Origin of the sequence: Rhodococcus sp. NPDC056743, assembly GCF_042790355.1 — a bacterium.
GTDB lineage: Bacteria > Actinomycetota > Actinomycetes > Mycobacteriales > Mycobacteriaceae > Rhodococcus_F.
Window position 1 is genome coordinate 42,783 of sequence record NZ_JBHTZI010000016.1, and the last position, 22,971, is coordinate 65,753.

The 22,971-nt window shown below is 62.4% G+C and carries 25 protein-coding genes; 17 read left to right on the top strand and 8 right to left on the bottom strand.

Annotated features, from left to right (window positions below; translation table 11 throughout):
• The first annotated feature begins 26 nt into the window (after positions 1 to 26).
• From ACFRFQ_RS29325 to cydC, 4 genes are read left to right on the top strand one after another with little or no spacing between them, the layout of a single operon-like run.
• Entirely contained in the window at positions 27 to 1,526 is a 1,500-nt protein-coding gene (locus ACFRFQ_RS29325) for a cytochrome ubiquinol oxidase subunit I (protein ID WP_378665108.1), read from the top strand.
• Between the two features lie 9 nt (positions 1,527 to 1,535).
• The gene (gene cydB / locus ACFRFQ_RS29330; RefSeq protein ID WP_378665109.1) at positions 1,536 to 2,579 is read left to right on the top strand and encodes a cytochrome d ubiquinol oxidase subunit II; all 1,044 of its coding nucleotides are present in this window, start codon (positions 1,536 to 1,538) and stop codon (positions 2,577 to 2,579) included.
• A gap of 42 nt (positions 2,580 to 2,621) precedes the next feature.
• Positions 2,622 to 4,310, top strand: coding sequence for a thiol reductant ABC exporter subunit CydD (gene cydD / locus ACFRFQ_RS29335; RefSeq protein ID WP_378665110.1), 1,689 nt, complete (start codon positions 2,622 to 2,624; stop codon positions 4,308 to 4,310).
• Positions 4,300 to 5,988, top strand: coding sequence for a thiol reductant ABC exporter subunit CydC (gene cydC, locus ACFRFQ_RS29340; RefSeq protein WP_378665111.1), 1,689 nt, complete (start codon positions 4,300 to 4,302; stop codon positions 5,986 to 5,988). Before cydD ends, cydC begins: the two co-directional genes overlap by 11 nt.
• 226 nt (positions 5,989 to 6,214) lie before the next feature.
• Here the strand turns inward: cydC and ACFRFQ_RS29345 are convergent, their stop codons facing one another.
• From ACFRFQ_RS29345 to ACFRFQ_RS29375, 7 genes are all read right to left on the bottom strand, one after another.
• Positions 6,215 to 6,856 (bottom strand): FABP family protein, encoded by a 642-nt coding sequence (locus ACFRFQ_RS29345; RefSeq protein ID WP_172935982.1) that lies wholly within the window; start codon positions 6,854 to 6,856, stop codon positions 6,215 to 6,217.
• A gap of 276 nt (positions 6,857 to 7,132) precedes the next feature.
• Positions 7,133 to 7,438 carry a DUF1416 domain-containing protein gene (locus ACFRFQ_RS29350; protein ID WP_378665112.1) on the bottom strand — a complete coding sequence of 102 codons (306 nt, stop codon included), beginning with the start codon at positions 7,436 to 7,438 and terminating at the stop codon, positions 7,133 to 7,135.
• Between the two features lie 3 nt (positions 7,439 to 7,441).
• The gene (locus ACFRFQ_RS29355; RefSeq protein ID WP_378665113.1) at positions 7,442 to 8,275 is read right to left on the bottom strand and encodes a sulfurtransferase; all 834 of its coding nucleotides are present in this window, start codon (positions 8,273 to 8,275) and stop codon (positions 7,442 to 7,444) included.
• Between the two features lie 79 nt (positions 8,276 to 8,354).
• Positions 8,355 to 8,825 carry a DUF4395 domain-containing protein gene (locus ACFRFQ_RS29360; protein WP_378665114.1) on the bottom strand — a complete coding sequence of 157 codons (471 nt, stop codon included), beginning with the start codon at positions 8,823 to 8,825 and terminating at the stop codon, positions 8,355 to 8,357.
• 152 nt (positions 8,826 to 8,977) lie between these two features.
• Positions 8,978 to 9,043, bottom strand: a complete 66-nt coding sequence (locus ACFRFQ_RS29365) for a putative leader peptide (protein ID WP_378665165.1) — start codon at positions 9,041 to 9,043, stop codon at positions 8,978 to 8,980.
• A gap of 31 nt (positions 9,044 to 9,074) precedes the next feature.
• Complete coding sequence (locus tag ACFRFQ_RS29370) at positions 9,075 to 9,548, bottom strand: thioredoxin family protein (RefSeq protein WP_378665115.1); 474 nt, start codon at positions 9,546 to 9,548, stop codon at positions 9,075 to 9,077.
• Positions 9,545 to 10,324, bottom strand: a complete 780-nt coding sequence (locus ACFRFQ_RS29375) for an LmeA family phospholipid-binding protein (protein ID WP_378665116.1) — start codon at positions 10,322 to 10,324, stop codon at positions 9,545 to 9,547. Before ACFRFQ_RS29375 ends, ACFRFQ_RS29370 begins: the two co-directional genes overlap by 4 nt.
• Before the next feature lie 142 nt (positions 10,325 to 10,466).
• On the opposite strand from ACFRFQ_RS29375, the gene ACFRFQ_RS29380 reads away from it, so the two are divergent.
• The 13 genes from ACFRFQ_RS29380 to ACFRFQ_RS29440 all read left to right on the top strand — a co-directional run bounded on the left by ACFRFQ_RS29380 (position 10,467) and on the right by ACFRFQ_RS29440 (position 22,139).
• Positions 10,467 to 11,216: a winged-helix domain-containing protein gene (locus ACFRFQ_RS29380; RefSeq protein ID WP_378665117.1), complete on the top strand. Its 750-nt coding sequence runs from the start codon at positions 10,467 to 10,469 to the stop codon at positions 11,214 to 11,216.
• A 1-nt stretch (position 11,217) separates the two neighbouring features.
• Positions 11,218 to 12,117: a mycothiol synthase gene (gene mshD / locus ACFRFQ_RS29385; protein WP_378665118.1), complete on the top strand. Its 900-nt coding sequence runs from the start codon at positions 11,218 to 11,220 to the stop codon at positions 12,115 to 12,117.
• A 189-nt stretch (positions 12,118 to 12,306) separates the two neighbouring features.
• Positions 12,307 to 13,425 (top strand): phosphate ABC transporter substrate-binding protein PstS, encoded by a 1,119-nt coding sequence (gene pstS, locus ACFRFQ_RS29390; RefSeq protein ID WP_378665119.1) that lies wholly within the window; start codon positions 12,307 to 12,309, stop codon positions 13,423 to 13,425.
• A gap of 67 nt (positions 13,426 to 13,492) precedes the next feature.
• Positions 13,493 to 14,584, top strand: a complete 1,092-nt coding sequence (gene pstC / locus ACFRFQ_RS29395; RefSeq protein WP_378665120.1) for a phosphate ABC transporter permease subunit PstC — start codon at positions 13,493 to 13,495, stop codon at positions 14,582 to 14,584.
• A 3-nt stretch (positions 14,585 to 14,587) separates the two neighbouring features.
• Positions 14,588 to 15,496, top strand: a complete 909-nt coding sequence (gene pstA, locus ACFRFQ_RS29400) for a phosphate ABC transporter permease PstA (RefSeq protein ID WP_378665121.1) — start codon at positions 14,588 to 14,590, stop codon at positions 15,494 to 15,496.
• 58 nt (positions 15,497 to 15,554) lie between these two features.
• Positions 15,555 to 16,331, top strand: coding sequence for a phosphate ABC transporter ATP-binding protein PstB (gene pstB, locus ACFRFQ_RS29405; RefSeq protein ID WP_033233969.1), 777 nt, complete (start codon positions 15,555 to 15,557; stop codon positions 16,329 to 16,331).
• Between the two features lie 280 nt (positions 16,332 to 16,611).
• On the top strand, positions 16,612 to 16,914 hold the full coding sequence (locus ACFRFQ_RS29410; protein WP_033233970.1) for an urease subunit gamma: 303 nt from the start codon (positions 16,612 to 16,614) through the stop codon (positions 16,912 to 16,914).
• On the top strand, positions 16,911 to 17,384 hold the full coding sequence (ureB, locus tag ACFRFQ_RS29415; RefSeq protein WP_378665122.1) for an urease subunit beta: 474 nt from the start codon (positions 16,911 to 16,913) through the stop codon (positions 17,382 to 17,384). Before ACFRFQ_RS29410 ends, ureB begins: the two co-directional genes overlap by 4 nt.
• Positions 17,384 to 19,093 carry an urease subunit alpha gene (locus tag ACFRFQ_RS29420; RefSeq protein WP_378665123.1) on the top strand — a complete coding sequence of 570 codons (1,710 nt, stop codon included), beginning with the start codon at positions 17,384 to 17,386 and terminating at the stop codon, positions 19,091 to 19,093. The genes ureB and ACFRFQ_RS29420 overlap by 1 nt, the downstream gene beginning before the upstream one ends.
• A 5-nt stretch (positions 19,094 to 19,098) precedes the next feature.
• Positions 19,099 to 19,788, top strand: coding sequence for an urease accessory protein UreF (locus ACFRFQ_RS29425; RefSeq protein WP_378665124.1), 690 nt, complete (start codon positions 19,099 to 19,101; stop codon positions 19,786 to 19,788).
• Complete coding sequence (ureG, locus tag ACFRFQ_RS29430) at positions 19,781 to 20,539, top strand: urease accessory protein UreG (RefSeq protein WP_378665125.1); 759 nt, start codon at positions 19,781 to 19,783, stop codon at positions 20,537 to 20,539. Before ACFRFQ_RS29425 ends, ureG begins: the two co-directional genes overlap by 8 nt.
• Positions 20,539 to 21,279 carry an urease accessory protein UreD gene (locus ACFRFQ_RS29435; protein WP_378665126.1) on the top strand — a complete coding sequence of 247 codons (741 nt, stop codon included), beginning with the start codon at positions 20,539 to 20,541 and terminating at the stop codon, positions 21,277 to 21,279. Before ureG ends, ACFRFQ_RS29435 begins: the two co-directional genes overlap by 1 nt.
• 113 nt (positions 21,280 to 21,392) lie before the next feature.
• Complete coding sequence (locus tag ACFRFQ_RS29440) at positions 21,393 to 22,139, top strand: SDR family oxidoreductase (protein WP_378665127.1); 747 nt, start codon at positions 21,393 to 21,395, stop codon at positions 22,137 to 22,139.
• A gap of 62 nt (positions 22,140 to 22,201) precedes the next feature.
• Here the strand turns inward: ACFRFQ_RS29440 and phoU are convergent, their stop codons facing one another.
• A complete protein-coding gene (gene phoU, locus ACFRFQ_RS29445; protein WP_033233978.1) occupies positions 22,202 to 22,897 on the bottom strand; it encodes a phosphate signaling complex protein PhoU in 696 nt (231 codons plus the stop codon).
• Between the last annotated feature and the right edge of the window lie 74 nt (positions 22,898 to 22,971).

The following is a 22,971-nucleotide window of genomic DNA, read 5'->3' on the forward strand; positions in this document are numbered from 1 at the left end:
CCAGGGCCCTACTCTCGGAGTAGCCAATGGATACTTTGGACGTCTCCAGGTGGCAGTTCGGTATAACTACCGTCTACCACTTCATCTTTGTTCCGCTGACCATCGGATTGGCTCCGATGATCGCGATCATGCAAACCATGTGGGTCGTGACCAAAAAAGATCACTGGTACCGACTCACCAAGTTCTTCGGCAAGCTGTTCCTCATCAACTTTGCCATCGGCGTAGCTACCGGCATCGTGCAGGAATTCCAGTTCGGTATGAACTGGAGTGAGTACTCACGATTTGTCGGCGACGTCTTCGGTGCACCGCTGGCTCTCGAAGGTCTTGTGGCTTTCTTCATGGAGTCCGTCTTCATCGGACTGTGGATATTCGGTTGGGGCAGGCTACCCAAACTTGTTCACCTGGCCTGTATTTGGCTCGTGGCGATCGGCGTCAACGCGTCGGCGTTCTTCATCATCGCAGCCAACTCGTTCATGCAGCACCCCGTCGGCGCGGTGTACAACCCGGAGACAGGTCGCGCGGAACTGACAAGCATCTGGACGCTGCTCACCAATAACACCGCTCTTGCCGCATTCCCGCACGCAGTAGCAGGTGCCTTCCTGACTGCTGGCACCTTTGTCGCCGGCATCTGTGGTTGGTGGATGGTGCGAAACATGCGCCGCACCAAGGCCGTCGGCCCAGCGGAGGCGACCAGGCTCGAAACCGATGCCAGGACGATGTACCGTCCCGGCGCCCGATTGGCGTTGCTGGTGATCATCATTGCCGGTATCGGCGTCATCTACACCGGCGACGTCCAAGGCAAGCTCATGTTCCAGCAGCAACCCATGAAGATGGCGTCGGCCGAATCCTTGTGCGACACCGAACTGGATCCCGATTTCTCCATTCTCACGATCGGTACGCACAACGACTGCGCGGGTGTGACCCACGTCCTCAAGGTTCCCTACGTGCTGTCGTGGCTGGCCGAGGGCAAGTTCACCGGCGTCGAACTCCAAGGCGTCAACCAGCTGCAGGAACAGGCTGAGCAAGACTTCGGCCCCGGAAACTACCGCCCGAATCTCTTTGTCACGTACTGGTCTTTCCGCGCGATGATCGGCCTCGCCGCCGGTTCTGCAGCCTTGGCGCTTGCCGGTCTGTGGGTAACTCGTAAGGGTCGGGTACCGGATCAGAAGTGGTTCGGAATCCTGAGCCTTGTCGCGATTCCCATGCCGTTCCTCGCCAACAGTGCGGGCTGGATCTTCACCGAGATGGGCCGTCAGCCCTGGGTGGTGCATCCCAACCCGACCGGCGTGGACATGATCAGACTTACTGTCGACCAAGGTGTTTCGGATCATGCGTCGGCAACGGTCTGGGTCTCGTTGATCACCTTCACCCTCCTGTACGGCGCTTTGGGTGTGGTCTGGTTCAAGCTGATCGTGCGATACGCCAAGGAAGGCCCGCTGGAGCACGACATGCATCCGCCGGGAGATACCGACCACGAAGAGCCGGAAGATCCGGACAAACCCAAACAACTGTCGTTCGCGTACTAGGAGGCGATCATGGGACTTCAAGAAGTATGGTTCGTGCTCGTCGCAGTACTGTTCGTCGGCTATTTCGTTCTCGAAGGCTTCGACTTCGGAGTCGGAATGCTCATGCCGATCGTCGGCAAAGGCAGTGGCCTACCGGCCGATACGCGTCGACGCGTCGCGCTCAACACCATCGGCCCGGTCTGGGACGGTAACGAGGTATGGCTCATCACGGCGGGTGGTGCGATGTTCGCTGCCTTCCCCGAGTGGTACGCAACGCTGTTCTCCGGTTTCTATCTACCGCTGCTGATCATCCTGGTGGCCTTGATCGTTCGCATCGTTGCCATCGAATGGCGAAGCAAGATCGACGACGACGCCTGGCGTAAGCGTTGCGACTGGGGCATCATCTTCGGCTCGTGGGTTCCCGCAGTTCTCTGGGGCGTGGCATTCGCGAATATTGTTCGGGGCGTTGCGATCAATGCCGACAAGCAGGTCGAGTCAGGGTTCTTCGATCTGCTCAACCCGTACGCACTGCTCGGCGGTCTGACCACCGCGCTGGTGTTTGCTCTCCACGGTGCTGTATTCCTGGCACTCAAGAGCGCGGACGAGGTTCGCGAAGACGCAGTGAAAATTGCTGCCCGACTCGCGATTCCGGCAATCCCGGTGGCCGGCGGATTTGTATTGTGGACCCAGCTTGCCTATGGCAAGGGATGGACCTGGATTCTGGTTGCCGCTGCGGCAGCAGCTTTGATCGGCGTTGTCTTCCTGACCCGCGCCGAAATGGAAGGGTGGGCGTTTGTGCTCACCACGGTGGCCGTCATCGCGACCGTCGTGCTGCTGTTCGGTTCGCTGTTCCCGAACGTCATGCCGTCCACGCTGGATCCGGCGTACAGCCTGACCATCGAGAACGCGTCGTCAAGTCCGTACACGCTCAAGGTGATGACCTGGGCGGCCGCATTCATGACGCCTATCGTGATCATCTACCAAGGCTGGACGTACTGGGTATTCCGTCAACGCATCTCCACCAAGCAGATTCCCCCGTCGATCGGGCTGAAGTTCAAAGCCAAGACGTGGTAATTCCGGCATCAATGCCTCGAAAGAAGTGACGGTCGAATTCAAGTGACAATCGAGGTAGGCGACGCTCCCACGACTCGGGAGCGTCGCCGCGGACCGATCGATCCGCGCCTGTGGCGGCATTCCGCCTCTGCGCGTGGATATCTGATATTGACAGTGGCCCTGTCGATGCTGAACGTTGTGATGGTCATCATCTCGGCACTCATGATCGGCCGGGTGCTGGCCGGAGTCATCACCACCCGAACCGTCGATATTTCCTCGTGGACAACCGAACTCGGTATCCTCGCCGGCGCTGTCGGGATCCGGATACTGGGAACCTGGTTGCAAGCGCGGTTCGCTCACCGCGCGTCGACCCGTGTTGTGGCCGAGATCAAGGACGGTGTGCTCGCGTCGGCGACGGCGATGAGTCCCCGCGATCTCGACCCACGCCGAGACGAGATCGCTACGGTACTCACCCGTGGTGTCGACGGTCTGGCTCCGTATCTGACGGGTTATCTGCCGTCGTTGATCCTGTCGGTAACTCTCACTCCGATCACGCTGATAGTCATTGCCCTGCAAGACATTACCTCGGCGGTGATCATCTTGATCACGCTGCCCTTGATTCCGATCTTCATGATTCTGATCGGATTGCTGACCAAGGGTAAATCCGAGAAGACCTTGGCTGCGATGACCACCTTGTCGTCGCAACTGCTCGATCTCCTCTCCGGTCTACCCACGTTGCGAGCGCTCGGTCGCCAGGACGGTCCCGCCGAGCGGGTCCGGGAACTGGGCGATTCGCATCGCCGCACCACGATGTCCGCACTCCGGGTCGCTTTCCTGTCGTCGATGGTGTTGGAATTCCTTGCAACGCTGAGTGTTGCCTTGGTTGCCGTCAGTATCGGCTTGCGGCTCGTGTACGGCGACATGTCGCTCGAACCGGGCGTCGTTGCGTTGATTCTTGCTCCCGAGGTGTATCTGCCGCTGCGGATGGTCGGAATGCAGTTTCACGCGGCCGAGGACGGAATGGCGGCTGCCGACAAAGCATTCGGTGTCATCGAAGCAGAATCCTCCGCGCCGGTCGGTGGCGCGGTCGTGACCGACGCACGCGGCTCGGACATCGTTGTCGACACCTTGAGTGTGAACTCGCGTGGTGGTGTTGCGCCGTACGAACTTTCGGGGGTGATCAGACCCGGTGCGATCACCGTACTTACCGGAGCAAACGGTTCCGGCAAGTCGACAGCGGTGCAGGCCTTGCTCGGGTTGATCGAACCCAGCAGTGGTTTCGTGAGCGTCGGTGGCATCGATATTCGACAACTCGACGAGAACACGTGGTGGTCGCAGATTGCGTGGCTGCCACAACATCCGGTCCTATTGCCGGGGACCATTCGAGAAAACCTTCATCTCACGGGGGCTATCGAGTCCGATGCGCTGGAAAATGCGTCTGTGGCAACAGGGTTCGACGGAGTGCTTGCTGAACTGTCGTCGGGGCTCGACACTGTGGTGGGGGCAGGCGGTGCCGGTCTGTCACTGGGGCAGCGACAGCGGCTTGCGCTGACACGCGTCCTGGCGTCTGATCGACCTGTCCTTGTCCTGGATGAACCGACCGCCCACCTGGATGCGGATTCGGAACACACGGTCTTGGCTGCTCTGCGAGCCCGAGCGAAGCGCGGCGACACTGTGATAGTCATCGGACATCGCCCCAGTGTGCTTGCCGTCGCAGATCAGATCATCGAGGTGCATGCGCATGAGAACTGACCACCGCGATCCGTTGCTGCGCGCACTGGGTCTCCTCGAACTGCAACCACGACGCGTGCTCATCGCCGTCGCGGCCGGTGTGGCGACGCTCGGCAGCGCTCTGGCGTTGGCGGCGCTGTCGGCTTGGTTGATCACCCGGGCCTGGGAAATGCCGCCGGTATTGGATCTCAGCGTTGCTGTTGTCGCCGTACGGGCTCTGGGTATTTCGCGGGGTGTGTTCCGGTATTTGGAGCGTCTCACCACACACGATGTTGCGTTGCGCGGGACGACAGCGGCGCGGGCCCAGATGTACTCGCGCCTCGCATCAGGTGACCCGGCAGCGGCGGCCGGTCTGCGCCGTGGTGACTTGCTTGCACGCACCGGATCGGACGTCGACGCAGTCGGTGACGTGGTAGTGAAAGCACTTGTCCCTATTGCCGTATCGGCCATCCTTGCAGTGGCAGCCGTCGGCATTCTGATGTTCATCTCCGTGCCCGCAGCAGTGGTCCTGGCGATAGCGCTGGCAGTCTCCGGAATACTCGCGCCGTGGCTGTCGGCCCGAGCTGCTCGAATCGCTGAATCCGACAGCTCCTCTGCTGCTGTGCGATTCAGCGCGTCAGCAGTCACCGCGCTCGATCATTCCGCCGAGCTTCGCGTGGCGGGACGGTTGGACGATGCCGTGTCCGATGCGGCGTCGGCCGAACGGGACGTGGTCGATGCCACCGACCGCGCTGCGATACCGAGCGCTTTTGCTTCTGCCGCAACACCTTTTGCAGTGGGCGTCAGCGTCCTGGCATCGTTGCTCATCGGCATCGTGCTGTACGGGGAAACCGACATGACACCGATGGCGCTGGGCATCCTCGTACTGCTGCCGCTCTCGGCGTTCGAGGGAACTGCCGCTCTGCCCACCGCTGCAGTGGCACTGACCAAGGCGAGGCTCGCGTCAGCGCGAATCATGGCGGTGCTCGACCGCGCCGATCAGGAGATTGCAGAGGGCATTCATCCGTGGCCCGAGGCTGGCGTCCTGACAGTTGACGGAGTGTGCGTCGGGTGGCCTGGAGGCAACGTCACCGCACCGCTCACGTTCGATGTGCGCCCCGGCGCACGGATCGCGATAATCGGCGAAAGCGGATCAGGGAAGACAACGGCCCTCATGACGATGGCAGGGCTCCTCCCGCCGGTATCGGGATCGCTTTCCGTTGGCGGCGTTCCGATGTCGGAGATCGAACCAGCAGAACTTCGCCGGCACATCGGGTTCTTCGCAGAAGACGCGCATCTCTTCGATACCTCCGTGCTCGAAAATCTACGAGTAGCACGAGGTGATCTCACGGCCACTGCCGCGGAGACAGTTCTGACCGACGTCGGTCTGGGGGAGTGGCTCGCTCACCTGCCCGACGGACTCGACACCGTTCTCGTCGGCGGTATGCGGGCAGTCTCCGGCGGCGAGCGTCGGCGTTTGCTGCTGGCTCGGGCGCTCGTGTCACCCGCGCAGATTCTGCTCCTCGACGAACCAACCGAACACATGGACGCCGAAGCCGGCGCGGAGGTACTGCGCGAACTCCTCGGCCGAGACGGCACTCTGTTGACTCCGTCCAGGACCGTCGTAGTCGTCACGCATCAACTTCCGGAACACACGGGAGCTGACCAGGTGATATGCGTCGGAAAAGTGTCGGCGGAAAATACGTTGCCGTCACGGTGAAGTGGGCGTACTTTCTCCTGTACACAAGGAAGGAGGTGGTCTGAAATTGTTTGACAGACGGACGCGTGAGGTGGCTGCCAGCTAGCCGCAATCGCTGACGGAATTCACTTACCGCAGGAGCGGCCGGCGAATCCCGGGCAGCCACCCGACCCCCGAGCCCCCGATCAGTCCGACCGGGACCCGCGCGAAAGCGTGGGTATGGCTCGGGGGTCGCTTCGTGCAGCAGTTAGCCGATATAGCGGGTCAGCCGCGCCGAGTAGCGCGGTTCGAGCGCGCCGTCCGCGAGGATTCGCTCTTCGACGTACGCGAGGTCGCCACCTTCGACGATGCCGTACAGACGCTTTGCGCCGCCGTACAGTGCACCGGACTGGCTGCGGATCACGACGTCGGTCGCGAGTTCCCAGGAGGACTGGGTGAGTGCGGTTCCGTAGTACATTTCGACGACGCCGGAGCTGTGGGTGAGGAGTAGTTCGACCACTTCCTCGTTGACGCTGCCGGGGATGCCGTCGCCGCCCATGCGCCAGTAGCCGCTTTCACGGGTGTCCGGCTTGGTGTAGTTGCCCTCGGCGTCGAGAACCCAGGATCGGGATTCCCAGCACAGGTAGGGGCCACCGTCGTGGGAGATGACGATTTGTTGTCCGAATGGGTAGTCGCCCGTTTCCGGGTCATGACCTTCGCCTTCGCCCCGCCAGACGCCGACAAGCGGCAGCAGTGCGAGTAGGGCGGGATTGATATCCGGGCCGAGTCGCAGATTTGCGGTGTCCTCGGGGACCGGGAGATCCGGAAGGGTGGGAATGTTGAGAGAAGCTGTCGACTTGGAACGTTCGACAGCTATCGCGACTGCTTCATCCCCGCTGCCGCGCCTGATGGCACCTGCAGCGGTGGAATCGTCAGCTGTCGCGTCAGACCCTGATTCCGGAGCTTGACTCACGATTCGTCGGTGACCAAACGGTAAACGACGTACACGGAGAACCAAGCGATCATGACGGATGCGAGTGCGAGAAGTACCTCGAAGAAGATGACCACGTGCCTATCTTAGACCGCCTCGACCTACCGGAAAAATCGGGAGGCTGTGACAAATGAAACGACGAGAAAAGGTCCCGCACCCTTGCGGGATGCGGGACCTTTTCTGCGAGCTCGGAAGCTATTTGCTGACCGTGACGTCCACGTTGTGGACGCCCGAGGTTTCGGGGGTCACGGTGGCGGTGCCGTTACCGGAGCTGGACAGTGCACGCACGGTCCAGGTTCCGGGGGCGGCGAAGAAACGGAAGTCGCCGGTAGCGGACGCGACAACCTCGGCGGTGAATTCGTCGGAGCCGTCGAGCAGGCGCACGAAGGCGCCGCCGATGGGCTGGCCGTCAGCTGCGAGGACGCGGCCGGTGATGACGGTTTCCTTCTCGACGTCTACGCCGGCAGGCAGGGTCTGACCCTGAGTAGGTGCTCCGCACATGTTCTATGCTCCCAATTCGATCGGTGCGCCGACGAGTGAGCCGTATTCGACCCAGCTGCCGTCGTAGTTCTTGACGTTGCTCTTGCCGAGGATTTCCTGCAGGACGAACCAGGTGTGGCTCGAACGCTCACCGATGCGGCAGTAGGCAATGGTGTTCTTGGTGTCGTCGAAGCCCTTGTCCGCGTAGAGCTTTGCAAGGTCGTCGTCGGACTTGAAGGTGCCGTCCTCGTTGGCGGTGGTGCTCCACGGGATGTTGATCGCGGTGGGGACGTGGCCGCGCTGCTGAGCCTGCTCCTGCGGAAGGTGCGCGGGAGCGAGGATCTTGCCGGAGAACTCGTCGGGGCTACGGACGTCGACGAGGTTGACAGAGCCGATGGAGGAGATGACCTCGTCGCGGAACGCGCGGATCGAGAAGTCGGGTGCCTCGGCCTTGTACTGCGTTGCGGGACGGGTTACTTCGTCCTTGGACAGCTCGCGTCCGTCGAGTTCCCACTTCTTGCGGCCACCGTCGATGAGCTTGATGTCCTTGTGGCCGTACAGCTTGAAGTACCAGTAGGCGTAGGCGGCGAACCAGTTGTTGTTGCCACCGTAGAGAACGACGGTGTCGTCGTTGGCGATTCCCTTGGCCGAAAGGAGGTCCGAGAACTGCTCCTGGTTGAGGAAGTCACGGCGGACGCTGTCCTGGAGGTCCTTGCGCCAGTCGAGCCGGACTGCACCTTCGATGTGGCCGCCGTCGTATGCACTGGTGTCCTCGTCCACCTCGACAAAAACGGTCTTGGGGGTGTTGAGGTTCTGCTGCGCCCAGTCGGCGGAGACTAGGACGTCGGAGCGAGCCATGGTGTTCCTTTCGATGTGGTCGTGCTCGATATGGTCTTGCGGGGGTTTGTGTCCGGCGGGGTTGGCCGGAGAGGCGTTTTCACGCGGTGGTTGCTCTTCCGATTGTTCGGAATCGCGTCACGAGTGGGTAGATCTGGCAGCCGAGGCAGATGCCGAAGGCGGCGTTCAGAAGTGCGGCGAACAGGGCAAAGCCTGTGGCCACCGTGCCGACGACGGTAGATCCCGCAAGGAATCCGACGGTTCCGGCAAGCGCGAAGACGAAGCCGACGAACTGTGCGAAGCGCAGCGGCGCAACAGGTTCACGTTCGTGCACGGGTGAGATGCGAGGGGCGACGAGTTTGCCGTAGATCAGTCCGTACGGACTGCGCTTGGGTCCGGCTACGGCGCCGATCGCGAAGACGATTGCCTGCAATGCCAACAGAGTGGTGGCGGCGGGCAGTGAGAATGTCGAAAGAACCAGTGTCAGAACAAGGATCGCGGTGGTGATCCACGCGGCGAACCGCGGACCGCGTACGTCAACCTGCTCGGGTTGCGAAGTGGTGGTGGGCATCGGGTGCTCCTGCGTTGGTTGCATGGTGCTTGCCTGGACTGAGAATTTCAGCCGGAGGCTCGGAGAAATGTGGGCCGAGTGGCCCGTATTCGGCGAGAAGGATCACGTGAGCGAAAGGCTCGGACGTCAGCGAAAGCTGAGTGCTGGGGTGATCAGCAACAAGAACAGCAACAACCACCGAGGCGGCACAGGTCTACTGCGCGGCGTCGGGTGAGCATCAGCTCGTGGCGGGTTTGCACGGTTGGGAGTTTACCCTGCAGACGGCGAATTTGGGGTACCGGGTGTTGAGAAGGGTGCGAGGGCACTGGTGAGGTCCGCGGTGGACGGCACTCCGGATACTCGGAATCGTTCGACCAGGTCACGGTCGAGGATGAAGGTGGTGGGCAGCGACAAGACGCTCATCTCCCGCGCAAGCGCCGGGTACTGGTCGATGTCGAGCTCTCTGTCGACGGGTGGATGAGGGGCGTTTGCCATCGTGGTCACCACCTGATCGACGACGCGACGAACTGCGCTGCACGGACCGCACCAGTCTGCGGAGAAATGCAGGACGACTGGTCCGGAGCCGGGCGCTATGCCCGCCGCGGCGAGGAGTTCGATGCGGCTGCCGACGGCTTCGGAGGTGCCGGCGCCGGTGGCTCGGACGGCTCCACTGCGCGATTTGAGGAACAGCCCGACCGCGACAACAGCGACGAGTGCGATGAGTAGAACTGTGATACCGGTCATCGGTTCTGCAGATCTGCGAGGTTGATGACTGTGTTTTCGGTGCTGCCTTCGATCACGATGCGACCGCCTTCTGCGTAGACGAGGCTCGGCTTCACATTGAAGGGAAGTGACTGTGGGTCGATGGTGTAGCTGAACATGCCGAGGACGACGGGCTCGAGTACGGACGGGATCGAGAAGTTCGCTTCGCCTTCGGGGCCGAAGTAGAGATTGCTTGCGACGATCTTGACCTGATCGCCCTCGAGTACGAGGTTGGCCTGAACGCTGACTGCGGTGTCGACGGGGCCGACGGGAACCGTTCCGCTGAGAACGATGGCGCCCGCGGTGCTCGCGCCGGTTCCGCCGCTGCCGCCGGTGCCGTCGGACTTGTCGGCGGGAGGCGAGGAAACCTGCAGGTCAGGTATGTCGAGGAGCTTGCCGAGGTCCGTGGCGTTGATGCCCATTCTGCCGTCGAGTTTGTCGACGGGAAGTTCTGTCACCCGGCCGTTGACCAGGTCCGAGAACGGGACGGTGACGCCGCGCAGATCTGCTTCGACGGTGACTTCGCCGACGATGTTGCTCTGCACTCCCGTCGCCCGGATGTAGACGTCTTCGTACTTGCCTCCCAGCGCTTGCGTGAGGAAGGGGAAGCCGTTGAAGGTGACTTCGGGATCGGCGTCGAGTGACGCACCGGCTCGTATCTCGCGGGAAACCCGGTATTCGGCGTACGCGGCCGCACCGAAATCGGCGACCAGTCCGAGGCCGAGGAGGAAGACGATGCCGATGATCAGTTTGCGCACAGCACCATTGTGACGGACTCGGTCGTAGGTTCGGTGCGACGGTCCCCACGGCGCGCAGGCTAATGTAGTGACCGACCAAAAGGGTCGAACTACCAGAGCGTCGCCCTGTCCGGGGTACGCGGGCTACTAGATAGGAGGCCGTGTGGAGCTGCTTCTCCTCACCTCCGACCCCAACCCGGATGCAGTTCTTCCGGCGTTGGCGCTGCTGGCGCACTCGGTTAGGCCTGCCCCCACTGAGGTTTCCTCACTGCTCGAGGCGAGTTCGGCCGATATCGCGTTGGTTGACGCACGCACTGACCTGGCCGCCGCACGTGGGTTGTGCAGATTGCTGGGAAGTACGGGATCAGCCGTGCCGGTCGTGGCTGTCCTGACCGAGGGCGGGCTTGTTGCCGTCAATGCGGACTGGGGGTTGGACGACATCCTCCTGCCCGGTACCGGACCAGCTGAGGTGGACGCCCGATTGCGGTTGTTGCTCGCCCGCAGTGGCGGCGTTGCCAGTCCCGAAGCGTCAGGAAAGATCACGCTGGGCGAATTGGTTATCGACGAGGGGACGTACACGGCACGACTGCGTGGACGGCCCCTTGATTTGACTTACAAGGAATTCGAACTGCTCAAGTACCTCGCGCAGCATGCGGGGCGGGTGTTCACTCGTGCGCAGTTGTTGCAAGAGGTGTGGGGCTACGACTTCTTCGGTGGCACCCGCACCGTGGATGTTCACGTGCGTCGGTTGCGGGCCAAGCTGGGCACCGAGTACGAATCCTTGATCGGTACAGTCCGAAATGTCGGGTACAAGGCAGTTCGCCCGACGCGCTCCAAGAACGGCGCTGCTGCGCCGGTTCGATTCGAGGACGACGATGTCGACTACGAGGCTGCCGACGGATCGGTGTTGTGACATGAGCTGGAGTGATGTGCTGCCGTCGGACCAGGCTCGGCAGGTGTCGGAACTTGTCGACCGTGCAGCGGAATTCGACGGCAAGGCGCCAGTCTCCGAGCAGGGGCGGCATGCGATAGCCGGTCGTGGTCAGGCTCGGCACTTCGTGATCCTCGACGACGATGACGTTGTCGGATACGCCCAACTGCAAGCCGGTTCGGGTGAGCATCCGGACATGGCGGAACTCGTCGTGGATCCTGCTCGCAGGCGGCAGGGGATCGGGACAGCCCTTGCCACTTCGGTTTTCGACGAAGGCCGTCCGGGTACTCGTGTCTGGGCGCACGGAAACATCGACGCAGCAAAGGAATTCGCCAAAGCTCTCGATTTGACCAGTGCTCGCGAACTTCTCCAGCTGAGACGTCCGCTCGATGTGCCGGAGCTTCCGGAAATCGTTGTGCCAGAGGGCGTAACGCTGCGCACGTATTTCGGTCACGAAGACGACGCCGAGATAGTACGGGTCAATAATGCCGCGTTTTCGTGGCATCCCGAGCAGGGTGGCTGGACGCAAGCCGAGATCGACGAGCGAACCGCCGAGGGGTGGTTCGATCCCGCGGGGTTGTTCCTGGCGTTTGCGGATAGCGATCCGGACACACTTCTGGGTTTCCACTGGACCAAGGTTCATCCGCCCGAGGGTGACGACCCGGAGCTCGGTGAGGTGTATGTCGTCGGTATCGATCCGGCGGCGCAGGGGCGCGGTCTTGGTCGGGTTCTGACCCTCGCCGGTATGCACTACCTGCGTGATCGTGGTCTCGCTACGGTTCTCCTGTACGTCGAGGGAGACAACGCCGCAGCCCTCAACACGTACGAGAAACTGGGCTTCGGCAGGTTCCACACCGACATGGCCTATGCCCGAAATGTCTGATTTTCTCGGACGACTCGCATAAATCCCCGGTCTGTTCATTCTCCGTTCACTTTGTATGGTCCAGCCGGACACCGCGCCCCCCTACTTTTCTCTATGGGCAGCGCCGCGCTGCCTGATGCAGGAATGCGCTGCATCTCATGTCGCCGCCTCATCGTGGGCCCGGCGGTAGCGATTTCCGGAGGAACAAAGGTGAATCTCAAGCGCAGTGGGGCCCTGCTCGGCGTAATGGCCGTGGGCGCCATGACCTTGGCCGCATGTGGCAGCGACAACAACGCGTCGTCGACGGGTGTGGACACCTCCGCTTCGACAGCTACATGCGAAGGCAAGGAAAAGATCTCTGCGGCTGGTTCATCGGCGCAGAAGAACGCGATGGACCAGTTCGTCGCCACCTACATCGCTGTCTGCCAGGAAAAGGGCAAGACAGTCAACGTTGCGTACAACCCCAGTGGCTCGGGTGACGGACGCACCCAGTTCATCGCCGGCCAGATCGACTTCGCCGGCTCCGATTCGGCGATCAAGGACGAGCAGGCCGACAAGGCCAAGGAGCGTTGCGTCGGCGGCGAAGCCTGGAACCTTCCCCTCGTCTTCGGCCCGATCGCAGTGGCGTTCAACCTCGACGGCGTCGACAACCTCGTGCTCAACGCCGAGGTACTCGCCAAGATCTTCAACGGTGGCATCACCAACTGGAACGATCCGGCCATCGTTGCCCTCAACCCGGACGCGAAGCTTCCCGATCTGAAGGTCACCCCCGTGATCCGCTCCGATTCCTCGGGAACCACGGACAACTTCCAGAAGTACCTCGAGGCAGCGTCGAACGGCGTGTGGACCTCCGGTGCCGGCTCTGACTTCACCGGTGGCGTCGGTGAGGGCGCCAAGGGTTCGGCCGGCGTCGCTCAGGCCGTTTCGACGGCTCCCGGCTCCATCACCTACGTCGAGAAGTCGTTCGCCGATCAGAACAAGCTGTCGATGGCCGAGATCAACACCGGCACCGAAGCGGTTGCGCTGACCAACGACACCGCCTCCAAGTCGATCTCCGGCGCGAAGTTCAAGTCCGACGCAACCGGCGACCTGACGCTCGATCTCGCATCGATCTTCAAGACCAACGAAGCCGGCGCCTACCCGCTGGTTCTCGCGACGTACTCCATCGTCTGCTCCAAGGGCTACGACGCCGACACGTCCGCAGCTGTGAAGTCGTTCCTGACGAGTGCCGCCAACGAGGGACAGGCCAACCTTGCCGAGCAGGGCTACGTTCCGCTGCCGGCAAACGTGCAGGACCGTCTGAACGCGTCGATCTCAGCTATCAGCTGATTCGACCGCGGACTCGTACGGACAAGCCCATGGATCTACATTCAAACGTGAAGGAATGTGAGCGCACATGAGCGACGCGCCCATCACATCAGCATCTCGTTCCCCCGGCTCCGCAACCAGCGGAGCCGGGGTGGGCGGTCCGAACGGCATCACGGAGGACACGATTACTTCCACCAAGGCTTCAGAAATCGAGCAGCCACCGAAGAGCGACGGTCCGGCCGGCGGCAACCCCAAGACCGTGACCCGACCGGGTGACCGCATCTTCAGTTCGCTGGCATCGGGTTCGGCCATCTTCATCACCGTTGTCATCGCGGCGATCGGCGCCTTCCTGATCTGGCGCGCAGTACCTGCCTTGAGCCGCAACCAGGCCAACTTCCTCACCAGCCGCGAATGGGTCACGCAGGACATCAACGCGATGGCGTTCGGTGTTCTCGATCTTTTCCAGGTCACTGTTCTGGTGTCGTTGTTCGCTCTGGTGCTTGCGATGCCGATCGCGCTCGGCATCGCGATCTTCCTGACGTCGTACTCACCGAAATGGCTGACGCGTCCGCTGTCCTACACGATCGACCTGCTCGCGGCCGTTCCGTCCATCGTCTACGGACTGTGGGGACTGCTCGTGTTCGCGCCGGCGATCACGCCGGTTGCCGTGTGGCTCAACGACACACTCGGGTGGTTCCCCCTCTTTGCCGACGGTAGCGGCTCCATCACCGGCGGCGGCACCATCTTCACTGCCGGCATCGTGCTGGCCGTCATGATCCTTCCCGTCATCACCGCGGTGACCCGCGAGGTGTTCATCCAGACCCCGCGATCGCAGATCGAAGCCGCACTCGCGCTCGGTGCGACCCGCTGGGAAGTTGTGCGCACCACGGTCATTCCGTTCGGTAAGTCCGGCTACATCAGCGGATCGATGCTCGGTCTCGGCCGCGCGCTCGGTGAGACGATGGCCCTGTACCTGATCCTGCGCACCACCTCGCAGGCATTCGGCTGGTCCCTGTTCGACGGTGGATCGACCATCGCCTCCAAGATCGCCCTCGGTTACGCGGAGTTCAACAACGACATCCAAGCGGGTGCGTACATCGCAGCCGGCCTGGTGCTGTTCGTCCTGACCTTCGTGGTCAACGCTGCTGCCCGCGCCGTGATCGCCGGAAAGAAGGACTGACCCATGAGCACCACTCTGGACCGCCCGGTCAAGGCGCCCACCTTCCAAGGCGTCGGAGCAAAGCGTCGGGCCACGGACGTCACAGCGACGATCCTGGTCAGCCTCGCCGTTCTCGTTGCCCTCATTCCGTTGGTCTGGGTTCTCTTCACTGTCATCGCAAAGGGTCTGCCCGCGTTGACGTCTGCGACCTGGTTCACGAATTCGATGAGCGGTCTGACGGCGTCGGCATCCGGCGGCGGTGTTTATCACGCGTTGGTCGGCACCCTGATGCAAGGTCTCGTGTGCGCTGTCTTCTCGATCCCGCTCGGTATCTTTGTCGCCATCTACCTGGTGGAGTACGCAGACCGTAAGTCCAAGCTGGGCAAGCTCACGACCTTCATGGTCGACATCCTCAGTGGTGTTCCGTCCATCGTGGCCGCGCTGTTCATCTACGCACTGTGGATCGCAACATTCGGATTCCCCAAGTCGGCGTTTGCCGTCTCGCTCGCCCTGGTGCTCTTGATGGTTCCGGTCGTCATCCGATCCACCGAGGAAATGCTTCGTATCGTCCCGATGGACCTGCGTGAGGCGTCGTACGCCCTCGGTGTCCCCAAGTGGAAGACCATCTCGAAAATCGTTCTGCCGACGGCACTTCCCGGCATCATCACCGGCGTCATGCTGGCGCTGGCCCGCGTACTCGGTGAGACCGCGCCGCTGCTGATCCTCGTCGGCTATGCGCCGTTCATCAACTTCGACCTGTTCAACGGCGAAATGGGCACGCTGCCTTCGCTGATGGTCGCCGAGATGAACAACCCGACCGACGCCGGCACCAACCGAATCTGGGGTGCCGCGCTGACTCTGATCCTGCTGATCGCGATTCTCAACATCGTCGCCAAGCTGATCGGTCACTTCTCACAGGTCCGCAGCAAGTGATGCGGCCACAGAACATGTTTGCACTCGACAGCATCAACAACTCATTAGGGAGCCGGTAATGGCCAAGCGTCTGGATCTCAAGGACGTCAACATCTACTACGGCAAGTTCCACGCCGTCGCCGATGTCGGCCTCTCCGTCCCACCCCGCAGTGTCACCGCGTTCATCGGCCCGTCCGGTTGCGGTAAGTCGACAGTGCTCCGTTCCCTCAATCGCATGCACGAGGTCATTCCCGGTGCGCGGGTCGAAGGTTCCGTGTTGCTCGACGGTGAGGACATCTACGGCTCCAACGTCGATCCGGTCGGCGTTCGCAAGACCATCGGCATGGTGTTCCAGCGACCCAACCCGTTCCCGACCATGTCCATCAAGGACAACGTCGTCGCCGGGCTGAAGTTGCAGGGTGAGCGCAACAAGAAGCGACTCGACGAGGTCGCCGAGCGTTCCCTGCGCGGAGCCAACCTGTGGAACGAGGTCAAGGATCGCCTCGACAAGCCCGGTGGAGGACTCTCAGGCGGCCAGCAGCAGCGTCTGTGCATCGCGCGAGCCATCGCAGTCTCGCCCGACGTCCTGCTCATGGACGAGCCGTGCTCGGCTCTCGACCCCATCTCGACTTTGGCGATCGAAGACTTGATCACCGAACTCAAGAAGGACTTCACGATCGTCATCGTCACGCACAACATGCAGCAAGCTGCTCGTGTGAGTGACCAGACCGCGTTCTTCAACCTCGAGGCAACCGGAAAGCCGGGTCAGCTCGTCGAGATCGACGACACCGAGAAGATCTTCTCGAACCCAACACAGAAGGCCACCGAGGACTACATCTCGGGCCGCTTCGGATAAACCGCTTGGGATAACCGCACGAACATGTTTCACCCCCGTTTCCAACAGGAGACGGGGGTGAAACTTTTTGGTTGTGGTGATAGTTCCCACTCCGGCACGCAGAGCTGAGCGTCGTTGGGCGCGCGAATAATTCGATGAGCAGCGCAAGTGCGTCCACTGGGCGTCGGAGTGGCCGGCGGTGAGAATCTCGTGGATACTGACGACGCTTCGAGCAATGCTAATCTCGGCCCGACAGCACGCTGTCGGATCGATGTCGTTTCACAACCGGAAGGGCTTGTCAGTGCACCTCACCCCTTCAGATACCGAAAAGCTGCTCCTGAGTGTCGCGGGCATGGTCGCCCGCGACCGTCGTGAGCGCGGGGTACTTCTGAACTACCCCGAAGCGATGGCCCTGATCTCGTGTTGGATTCTCGAGCGGGCGCGTGACGGTATGACGGTTGCGGAACTGATGAATGCCGGTCGCCAGGTGCTCACTCGCGACGACGTCATGGAAGGGGTGCCAGAGATGATCGCAAATATCCAGGTGGAGGCCACTTTTCCGGACGGCCGCAAGCTTGTCACCGTGACGGAGCCCATCCGATGATCCCCGGCGAAGTACGGGTGTCTTCCGAACCGCTCGAGTTCGGCACGGACGCAAACAGAATCACGATAGTTGTCGTCAACGACGGTGATCGTCCGATCCAGATCGGATCGCATCTGCACCTTCCGGCAGCCAACCCGGCGCTGACATTCGATCGCGAAGCGGCCGACGGTTTCCGGCTCGATATTCCGTCCGGGACCTCGGTGCGATTCGAGCCCGGAGTCTCGCGCACGGTGACGCTGATCGAACTCGGCGGGCTCAAGCGCGTGCCCGGATTGCAGATCGCGTCCGGCAACCAACTGCCTACGCACGCACGCGAACCTAAGCCGGTGTTGCCGTTCGGTACACCGGGCGTCGAGGTGGAGGAACCACTTCGGGCGTCGTCGGTGACTGTGCGTATCAGTGATATCGCGGCGACAGACGGTGCAACGACGACGGCACAGAGCGACGACACAGACGAGGTGACCGCGTAGTGAGCACGATGGATCGGCGTGGTTACGCGTCGCTGTTCGGACCGACTGCTGGCGATCAGATCCGGTTGGCCGATACCGATCTCTGGATCGAGATCGAGCACGACTACACCGCAACGGGCGACGAAATGGTGTTCGGTGGCGGCAAGAGCATCCGTGAATCCATGGGACAGGGCACGACCACCCGCGATCAGGGTGCACTCGACGTGGTCATCACCAATGCCGTCATTCTCGATCACTGGGGAATTGTCCGGGCAGACGTCGGAATTCGTGACGGTCGCATCGTGGCGATCGGGAAGTCGGGTAACCCCGACATCATGAACGGCGTGCATCCCAAGCTGCTCATCGGGCCGAGCACCGACGTGATCGCCGGGGAGGGAAGGATTCTCACCGCCGGGGCGATCGATACGCACGTGCACATTCTCAGTGAGATCGAGATGCTGGAGGCGCTCGCCACCGGCACGACGACAATCGCCGGCGGCGGAACCGGACCGACCGAGGCCACCAAGGCCACGACCGTCACCCCTGGCGCCTGGTCGCTCACGATGATGCACCGCGCGCTCGACCACATTCCGCTCAACGTGCTGCTTCTGGGCAAGGGCAGCACCGTCAGCCACGAGGCACTTCGTCAGGAAGCGCTCGCCGGCGCCGGCGGATTCAAGGTGCACGAGGACTGGGGTTCCACTCCCGCGGCGATCGACGCAGCCTTGCGTGCTGCCGACGAATTCGGACTCCAGGTCGCGCTGCATGCCGACAGCCTCAACGAAACCGGCTACGTCCAGCACACTTTGGATGCTATCGCCGGTCGAGGCATTCACGTATTCCACGCCGAGGGTGCGGGCGGCGGGCATGCTCCCGACATCATCGTGACGGCGGGTGAGCCGAATGTTCTTCCGGCATCGACAAACCCGACGTTGCCGCACACCGTCAACACGGTTGCCGAGCACCTCGACATGCTGATCGTGTGTCACGCACTCAACCCGCGGGTCCCGGAGGATCTTGCGTTCGCCGAGTCTCGAATCCGCCCGACAACCATTGCGGCAGAAGATTTCCTGCACGACATCGGCGCCATCTCCATCACGTCGTCCGACGCTCAGGCCATGGGCCGGATCGGTGAGGTGACGCTGCGAACCTGGCAGGTAGCGCACGTGATGAAGGCGCAGCACGGCAAATTGGGCTCGTCCATGCCCGCCGACAACGAGCGTGCGCGTCGATACGTCGCGAAGTACACGATCTGCCCGGCCGTCGCGCATGGCATCGATCATGAAATCGGTTCGGTCGAGGCCGGGAAGATGGCCGACCTAGTCTTGTGGGATCCCGCGTTCTTCGGTGTGCGGCCGGCAGCGGTCATCAAGGGCGGCGCGATAGTCGCTGCGCCCCTGGGCGATCCCAATGCCGCGATTCCGACGCCCCAGCCGGTATTCGTGCGTCCCGCGATGGCGTCCGCGCCGGGTTCGGCTCCGCACCTCTCCACAACCTTCGTCTCGCCGATGGCGATCGAAGACGGGCTGGCCGGCCGACTCGGGCTCAGCCGCACGCTCACCGCGATCCGTCCGACGCGTCACCTCACCAAAGCCGACATGCCGAACAACACGGCACTGCCGTCCATCGATGTCGACCCGGAGACGTTTGCCATCAAGGTCGACGGTGATCTGATTCAACCCAATCCCGTCGCTGTAGTGCCGATGGCTCAGCGCTACATGCTGTTCTGACCCTGGTGTCGGTCGAGATGATGTCCGCCGAGATTGCGTCGATGCTCCTGGCAGACGGGCGTCTGCCTACCGGAGGACACGCGCACTCGTCGGGGCTGGAGCCGGCATTGGCCGCCGGACTGCACCAAAGTCAGGTTCCGGATTTCATCAGGGGTCGACTCGAGACGGTAGGACTGGTCGAAGCCGCTGCAACTGTGATCACTCGGCGTTGGGCAACAGGCGGGGGGAGTGCACGCGAACTCGCGGACATCTCGAACGAACTACTCGCCCGCACGCCCAGCGCTCCGCTGCGTGAGGCGTCCATTCAGCTCGGACGTGGGCTGGCCAGGTTGGCGTCGCGGTTGTGGCCGCAACACCCTGCGGTGCAACTGCTCATGGCATTACCAGGGCACCCCATGCGTCCGTTGGCGTTGGGAGTGTTCACCGCCGTCTCCGGTATGGACGATCTGGCGGCGGCGCGATCGTGCCTGTACGACGACGCGCAAACCGTCGCGTCGGCGGCACTGAAACTACTGCCGGTAGATCCGGCAGAACCGGTCGAATGGCTCCTACGGGCGGCCCCGACCATCGAGGCCGTCGCCGCGGCAGCTGTCGCGGTCGAGAGTGCCTCGGACATACCTGCAACAACAGGACCGTTGGTCGAACAATGGTCACTCGAACACCACGCTCGATCCAGGAGGATTTTCCGTGCTTGACAATCTGAACACCACCACCGACACCGCAACTGCCGCACGAGGTTTGAGGCTCGGTGTTGCCGGTCCGGTCGGCACTGGTAAGAGCACCCTGATCGCCACCATCTGCCGGGAACTCGCGTCGGAGTTCGAGATCGCGGTGGTCACCAACGACATCTACACCGACGAGGACGCGCGATTGCTGCGCGCGGCAAACGTTCTGCCGATCGAGCGCATCGTTGCGGTCGAAACCGGCGCGTGCCCCCACACGGCGATCCGTGACGACGTAACGCCTAATCTCATTGCGGTGGAAGACCTCGAGCGTGAGTTCCACCCACTAGACATGGTGATCGTGGAGAGTGGCGGCGACAATCTCACCGCAACGTTCAGTCCCGCACTCGTCGACGCGCAGATCTTCTGCATCGACGTTGCCGGTGGCGGGGACGTCGCGCGTAAGGGTGGTCCCGGAATCGAGCGTGCAGATCTGTTGGTGGTCAACAAGATCGACTTGGCTCCGTACGTCGACGTCGACGCCGTGCAAATGGTCGCGGATGCGACGGCAGCGCGCGACGGACTGCCCGTTCTCGCACTCAGCCAGAAGGATCACGCCACGATCGATCAGCTCAGCGCGTGGCTTCGCCTGGTCATCGCGGCTCACCGCGAGGGCAATCACGTGCCACAGGATCCGGGACCGATGGCGCCACACTTCCATGCCGATGAAGAAGACCACGACCATGGACACGGTCACGGGCACAGTCATTCTCACGCTCACTGATGACTGAGGGAGCTACGCGTGTTGTCGTCGAGCGAGTGGGCGACACCGCTGTTGCCAAAGAGTTGATCTCCGGCGCTTTTCTGGCCCCGCGACTGGTGAGTGCTCACGGATTGCACGTGCGCGTTGCTCTGGTAGGGCACAGTGCAACGCTGCTGGCCGGTGACGACCTGCGGATCGAGTTCGACGTGGCTCCTGGCGCGTTCCTCGAGGTGCTCGAACCGTCGGGCACCGTCGCGTACAACGCCCGCGGCGGTCACGCGTCGTGGACGGCCACGGCGACGGTCGGTGCGGGTGGCGCTTTGGTATGGCGAGCGGCGCCGTTCGTTGTAGCCGGCGGCGCGGATGTCAGTCGGCGCATCGATATTTCACTGCAGTCCGACGCAGTTGCTCTGCTCGACGAGATGGTGGTGTTCGGCCGGACCGGGGAGATCGGTGGTGCGCTGCGTTCGGATCAGCGCATCACTGTCGACGGGACACCGCTTCTGGTGGAAACACTGGACCTACGCAGTGTTCCCGATCGCTCCCGTCCCGGTGTTCTGGGAGGGCATCGGGTTATCGGCACCACTATGTTGCTGGGCATGAAGACCTCGGACACGGCCGAGGGGCATGTGAGCCCTCTGGCCGGTCCGGGCATGCTCGCCCGGGCGATTGCCGATCAGGCTCACGAGGTGTCCGCAGCCTTGGACCACGTCAGCTCGGATTGGCGTGCACGCGTGGCGAGTCGGTTCACCGAGACCTAGCCCGGCTGTAACCGCAGACACCTTTCGGCCGTGACATAAGACTCCGTGCGATCAGTACTCCTGAGGACTTTTGTCGGCCAGGATGGGGAGAGGCGAAACCTCGAGGAGACATCATGCGGATAGCAGTGCTCGGTGGGACAGGTTTGATGGGCAAGCTCGTGGTTGCGGAAGCCGAGGCCAAGGGCCACGAGGTGGTGATCGCGGCCCGCTCGACCGGCGTCGATATCAGCACCGGTGCGGGACTGGCCGGAGCGCTCGAGGGCGTCGACGCGGTAGTCGATGTCAGTGACCACGTCACGAACAGCGCGAAGAAGGCCGTGGCGTTCTTCGAGACTGCGGCGCGGAACATCGCGGCAGCAGAGAATGCGGCAGGAGTGCAGCACCATGTTGTGCTCTCGATAGTCAACTGCGACGATCCGAGGTTGAAGGCTTTCGGGTACTACCGCGGTAAGGCTGCGCAGGAACACGCCGTTAGTGGGTCGGGCATCCCGTTCACGATTCTGAGATCGACACAGTGGTTCGAGTTCGGACAGAAAACGGTGTCGCTCATGGGTTTCGGCCCGCTGGCTCTGGTTCCGCGGATGCGATCGAAGCCCGTCGCAGCCAAGACCGTCGCGACGGCGTTGGTGCAGGCAGTGGAGAAGGGAGCGTCGGGTCGCGTTGCCGATCTCGCCGGCCCGGAAGTTCTCGAGATCCCGGACATGACGCGGAAAATTCTGCGTCATCACGGGACGAAGAAGGTGTTGATCCCGGTCTCGATGCCAGGGGCCGGCAAGGCTATGCGCACCGGTGCACTCCTCCCCGGAGCGGATTCGATCAGTACCGGGCCGACGTTGGATGAATGGCTGGGAACGAACTGAAACAAACAGAAAAGGCGGCCACGCACGTGCGCGGCCGCCTTTCTGCTCGTGACGACGAGTGGTTACAGATCCGGGTAGGCGGTCAGTTTGTCGACCTTTTCGGTGGATTCGGGCTCTTCGGGCAGCTTGCCGGTGACGAGGAAGATCACTCGGCGTCCGACCTCGACTGCGTGGTCTGCAAATCGCTCGTAGAAGCGACCGAGCAAAGTGATGTCGACTGCTGCCGCAACCCCGTACTTCCAGTCACGATCCATCAGGACCGTGAACAGGTGGCGGTGCAGGTCGTCCATCGCTTCGTCCTCTTCGCGCAGACGGGCCGCCCGCTCGGGATCGCGAGTCTCGAGAACCTCCTTTGCCGCGGCACCGATACTCACGGCGATGCGGCCCATCTCGGCGAAGTAGCCGTTGACGACCTCGGGGAGGACATGGTTGGGATGGCGACGACGCGCAATCTTGGCGACGTGCAGGGCAAGAGCGCCCATGCGGTCGATGTCGGCGACGATCTGGATTCCGCTGACGACGGAGCGGAGATCGCCGGCAACGGGAGCCTGCAAGGCGAGCAGCGCGAAGGCGCGCTCCTCGCAGAGGGTGCTGAGTTCGGTGATCCGGTCGTGTTCGCCGATCACCTGCTCGGCCAGGGTCAGGTCTGCTTGGAGCAGTGACTGGGTGGCTCGCTCCATGGCGGTGCCTGCCAGTCCTGCCATCTCGCCGAGCAAGTCTGCAAGCTCGGTCATCTGTTCGTTGTAAGCCACGCGCATGAGGTCAGAGCCTACGTGCAGTGAAAGTCCAAGTCACAAGCGACAGGTGAACGCAAGGTGAATGATCGTCCCGG

What these genes read in the sequence shown, in the direction of transcription:
- ACFRFQ_RS29325 (WP_378665108.1), top strand. Translation starts at nt 27, where the DNA reads ATGGATACTTTGGACGTCTCCAGGTGGCAGTTCGGTATAACTACCGTC.
- cydB (WP_378665109.1), top strand. Translation starts at nt 1,536, where the DNA reads ATGGGACTTCAAGAAGTATGGTTCGTGCTCGTCGCAGTACTGTTCGTC.
- cydC (WP_378665111.1), top strand. Translation starts at nt 4,300, where the DNA reads ATGAGAACTGACCACCGCGATCCGTTGCTGCGCGCACTGGGTCTCCTC.
- ACFRFQ_RS29350 (WP_378665112.1), bottom strand. Translation starts at nt 7,438, where the DNA reads ATGTGCGGAGCACCTACTCAGGGTCAGACCCTGCCTGCCGGCGTAGAC.
- ACFRFQ_RS29355 (WP_378665113.1), bottom strand. Translation starts at nt 8,275, where the DNA reads ATGGCTCGCTCCGACGTCCTAGTCTCCGCCGACTGGGCGCAGCAGAAC.
- ACFRFQ_RS29360 (WP_378665114.1), bottom strand. Translation starts at nt 8,825, where the DNA reads ATGCCCACCACCACTTCGCAACCCGAGCAGGTTGACGTACGCGGTCCG.
- ACFRFQ_RS29370 (WP_378665115.1), bottom strand. Translation starts at nt 9,548, where the DNA reads ATGACCGGTATCACAGTTCTACTCATCGCACTCGTCGCTGTTGTCGCG.
- mshD (WP_378665118.1), top strand. Translation starts at nt 11,218, where the DNA reads ATGAGCTGGAGTGATGTGCTGCCGTCGGACCAGGCTCGGCAGGTGTCG.
- pstC (WP_378665120.1), top strand. Translation starts at nt 13,493, where the DNA reads ATGAGCGACGCGCCCATCACATCAGCATCTCGTTCCCCCGGCTCCGCA.
- pstA (WP_378665121.1), top strand. Translation starts at nt 14,588, where the DNA reads ATGAGCACCACTCTGGACCGCCCGGTCAAGGCGCCCACCTTCCAAGGC.
- pstB (WP_033233969.1), top strand. Translation starts at nt 15,555, where the DNA reads ATGGCCAAGCGTCTGGATCTCAAGGACGTCAACATCTACTACGGCAAG.
- ureB (WP_378665122.1), top strand. Translation starts at nt 16,911, where the DNA reads ATGATCCCCGGCGAAGTACGGGTGTCTTCCGAACCGCTCGAGTTCGGC.
- ACFRFQ_RS29435 (WP_378665126.1), top strand. Translation starts at nt 20,539, where the DNA reads ATGACTGAGGGAGCTACGCGTGTTGTCGTCGAGCGAGTGGGCGACACC.
- ACFRFQ_RS29440 (WP_378665127.1), top strand. Translation starts at nt 21,393, where the DNA reads ATGCGGATAGCAGTGCTCGGTGGGACAGGTTTGATGGGCAAGCTCGTG.
- phoU (WP_033233978.1), bottom strand. Translation starts at nt 22,897, where the DNA reads ATGCGCGTGGCTTACAACGAACAGATGACCGAGCTTGCAGACTTGCTC.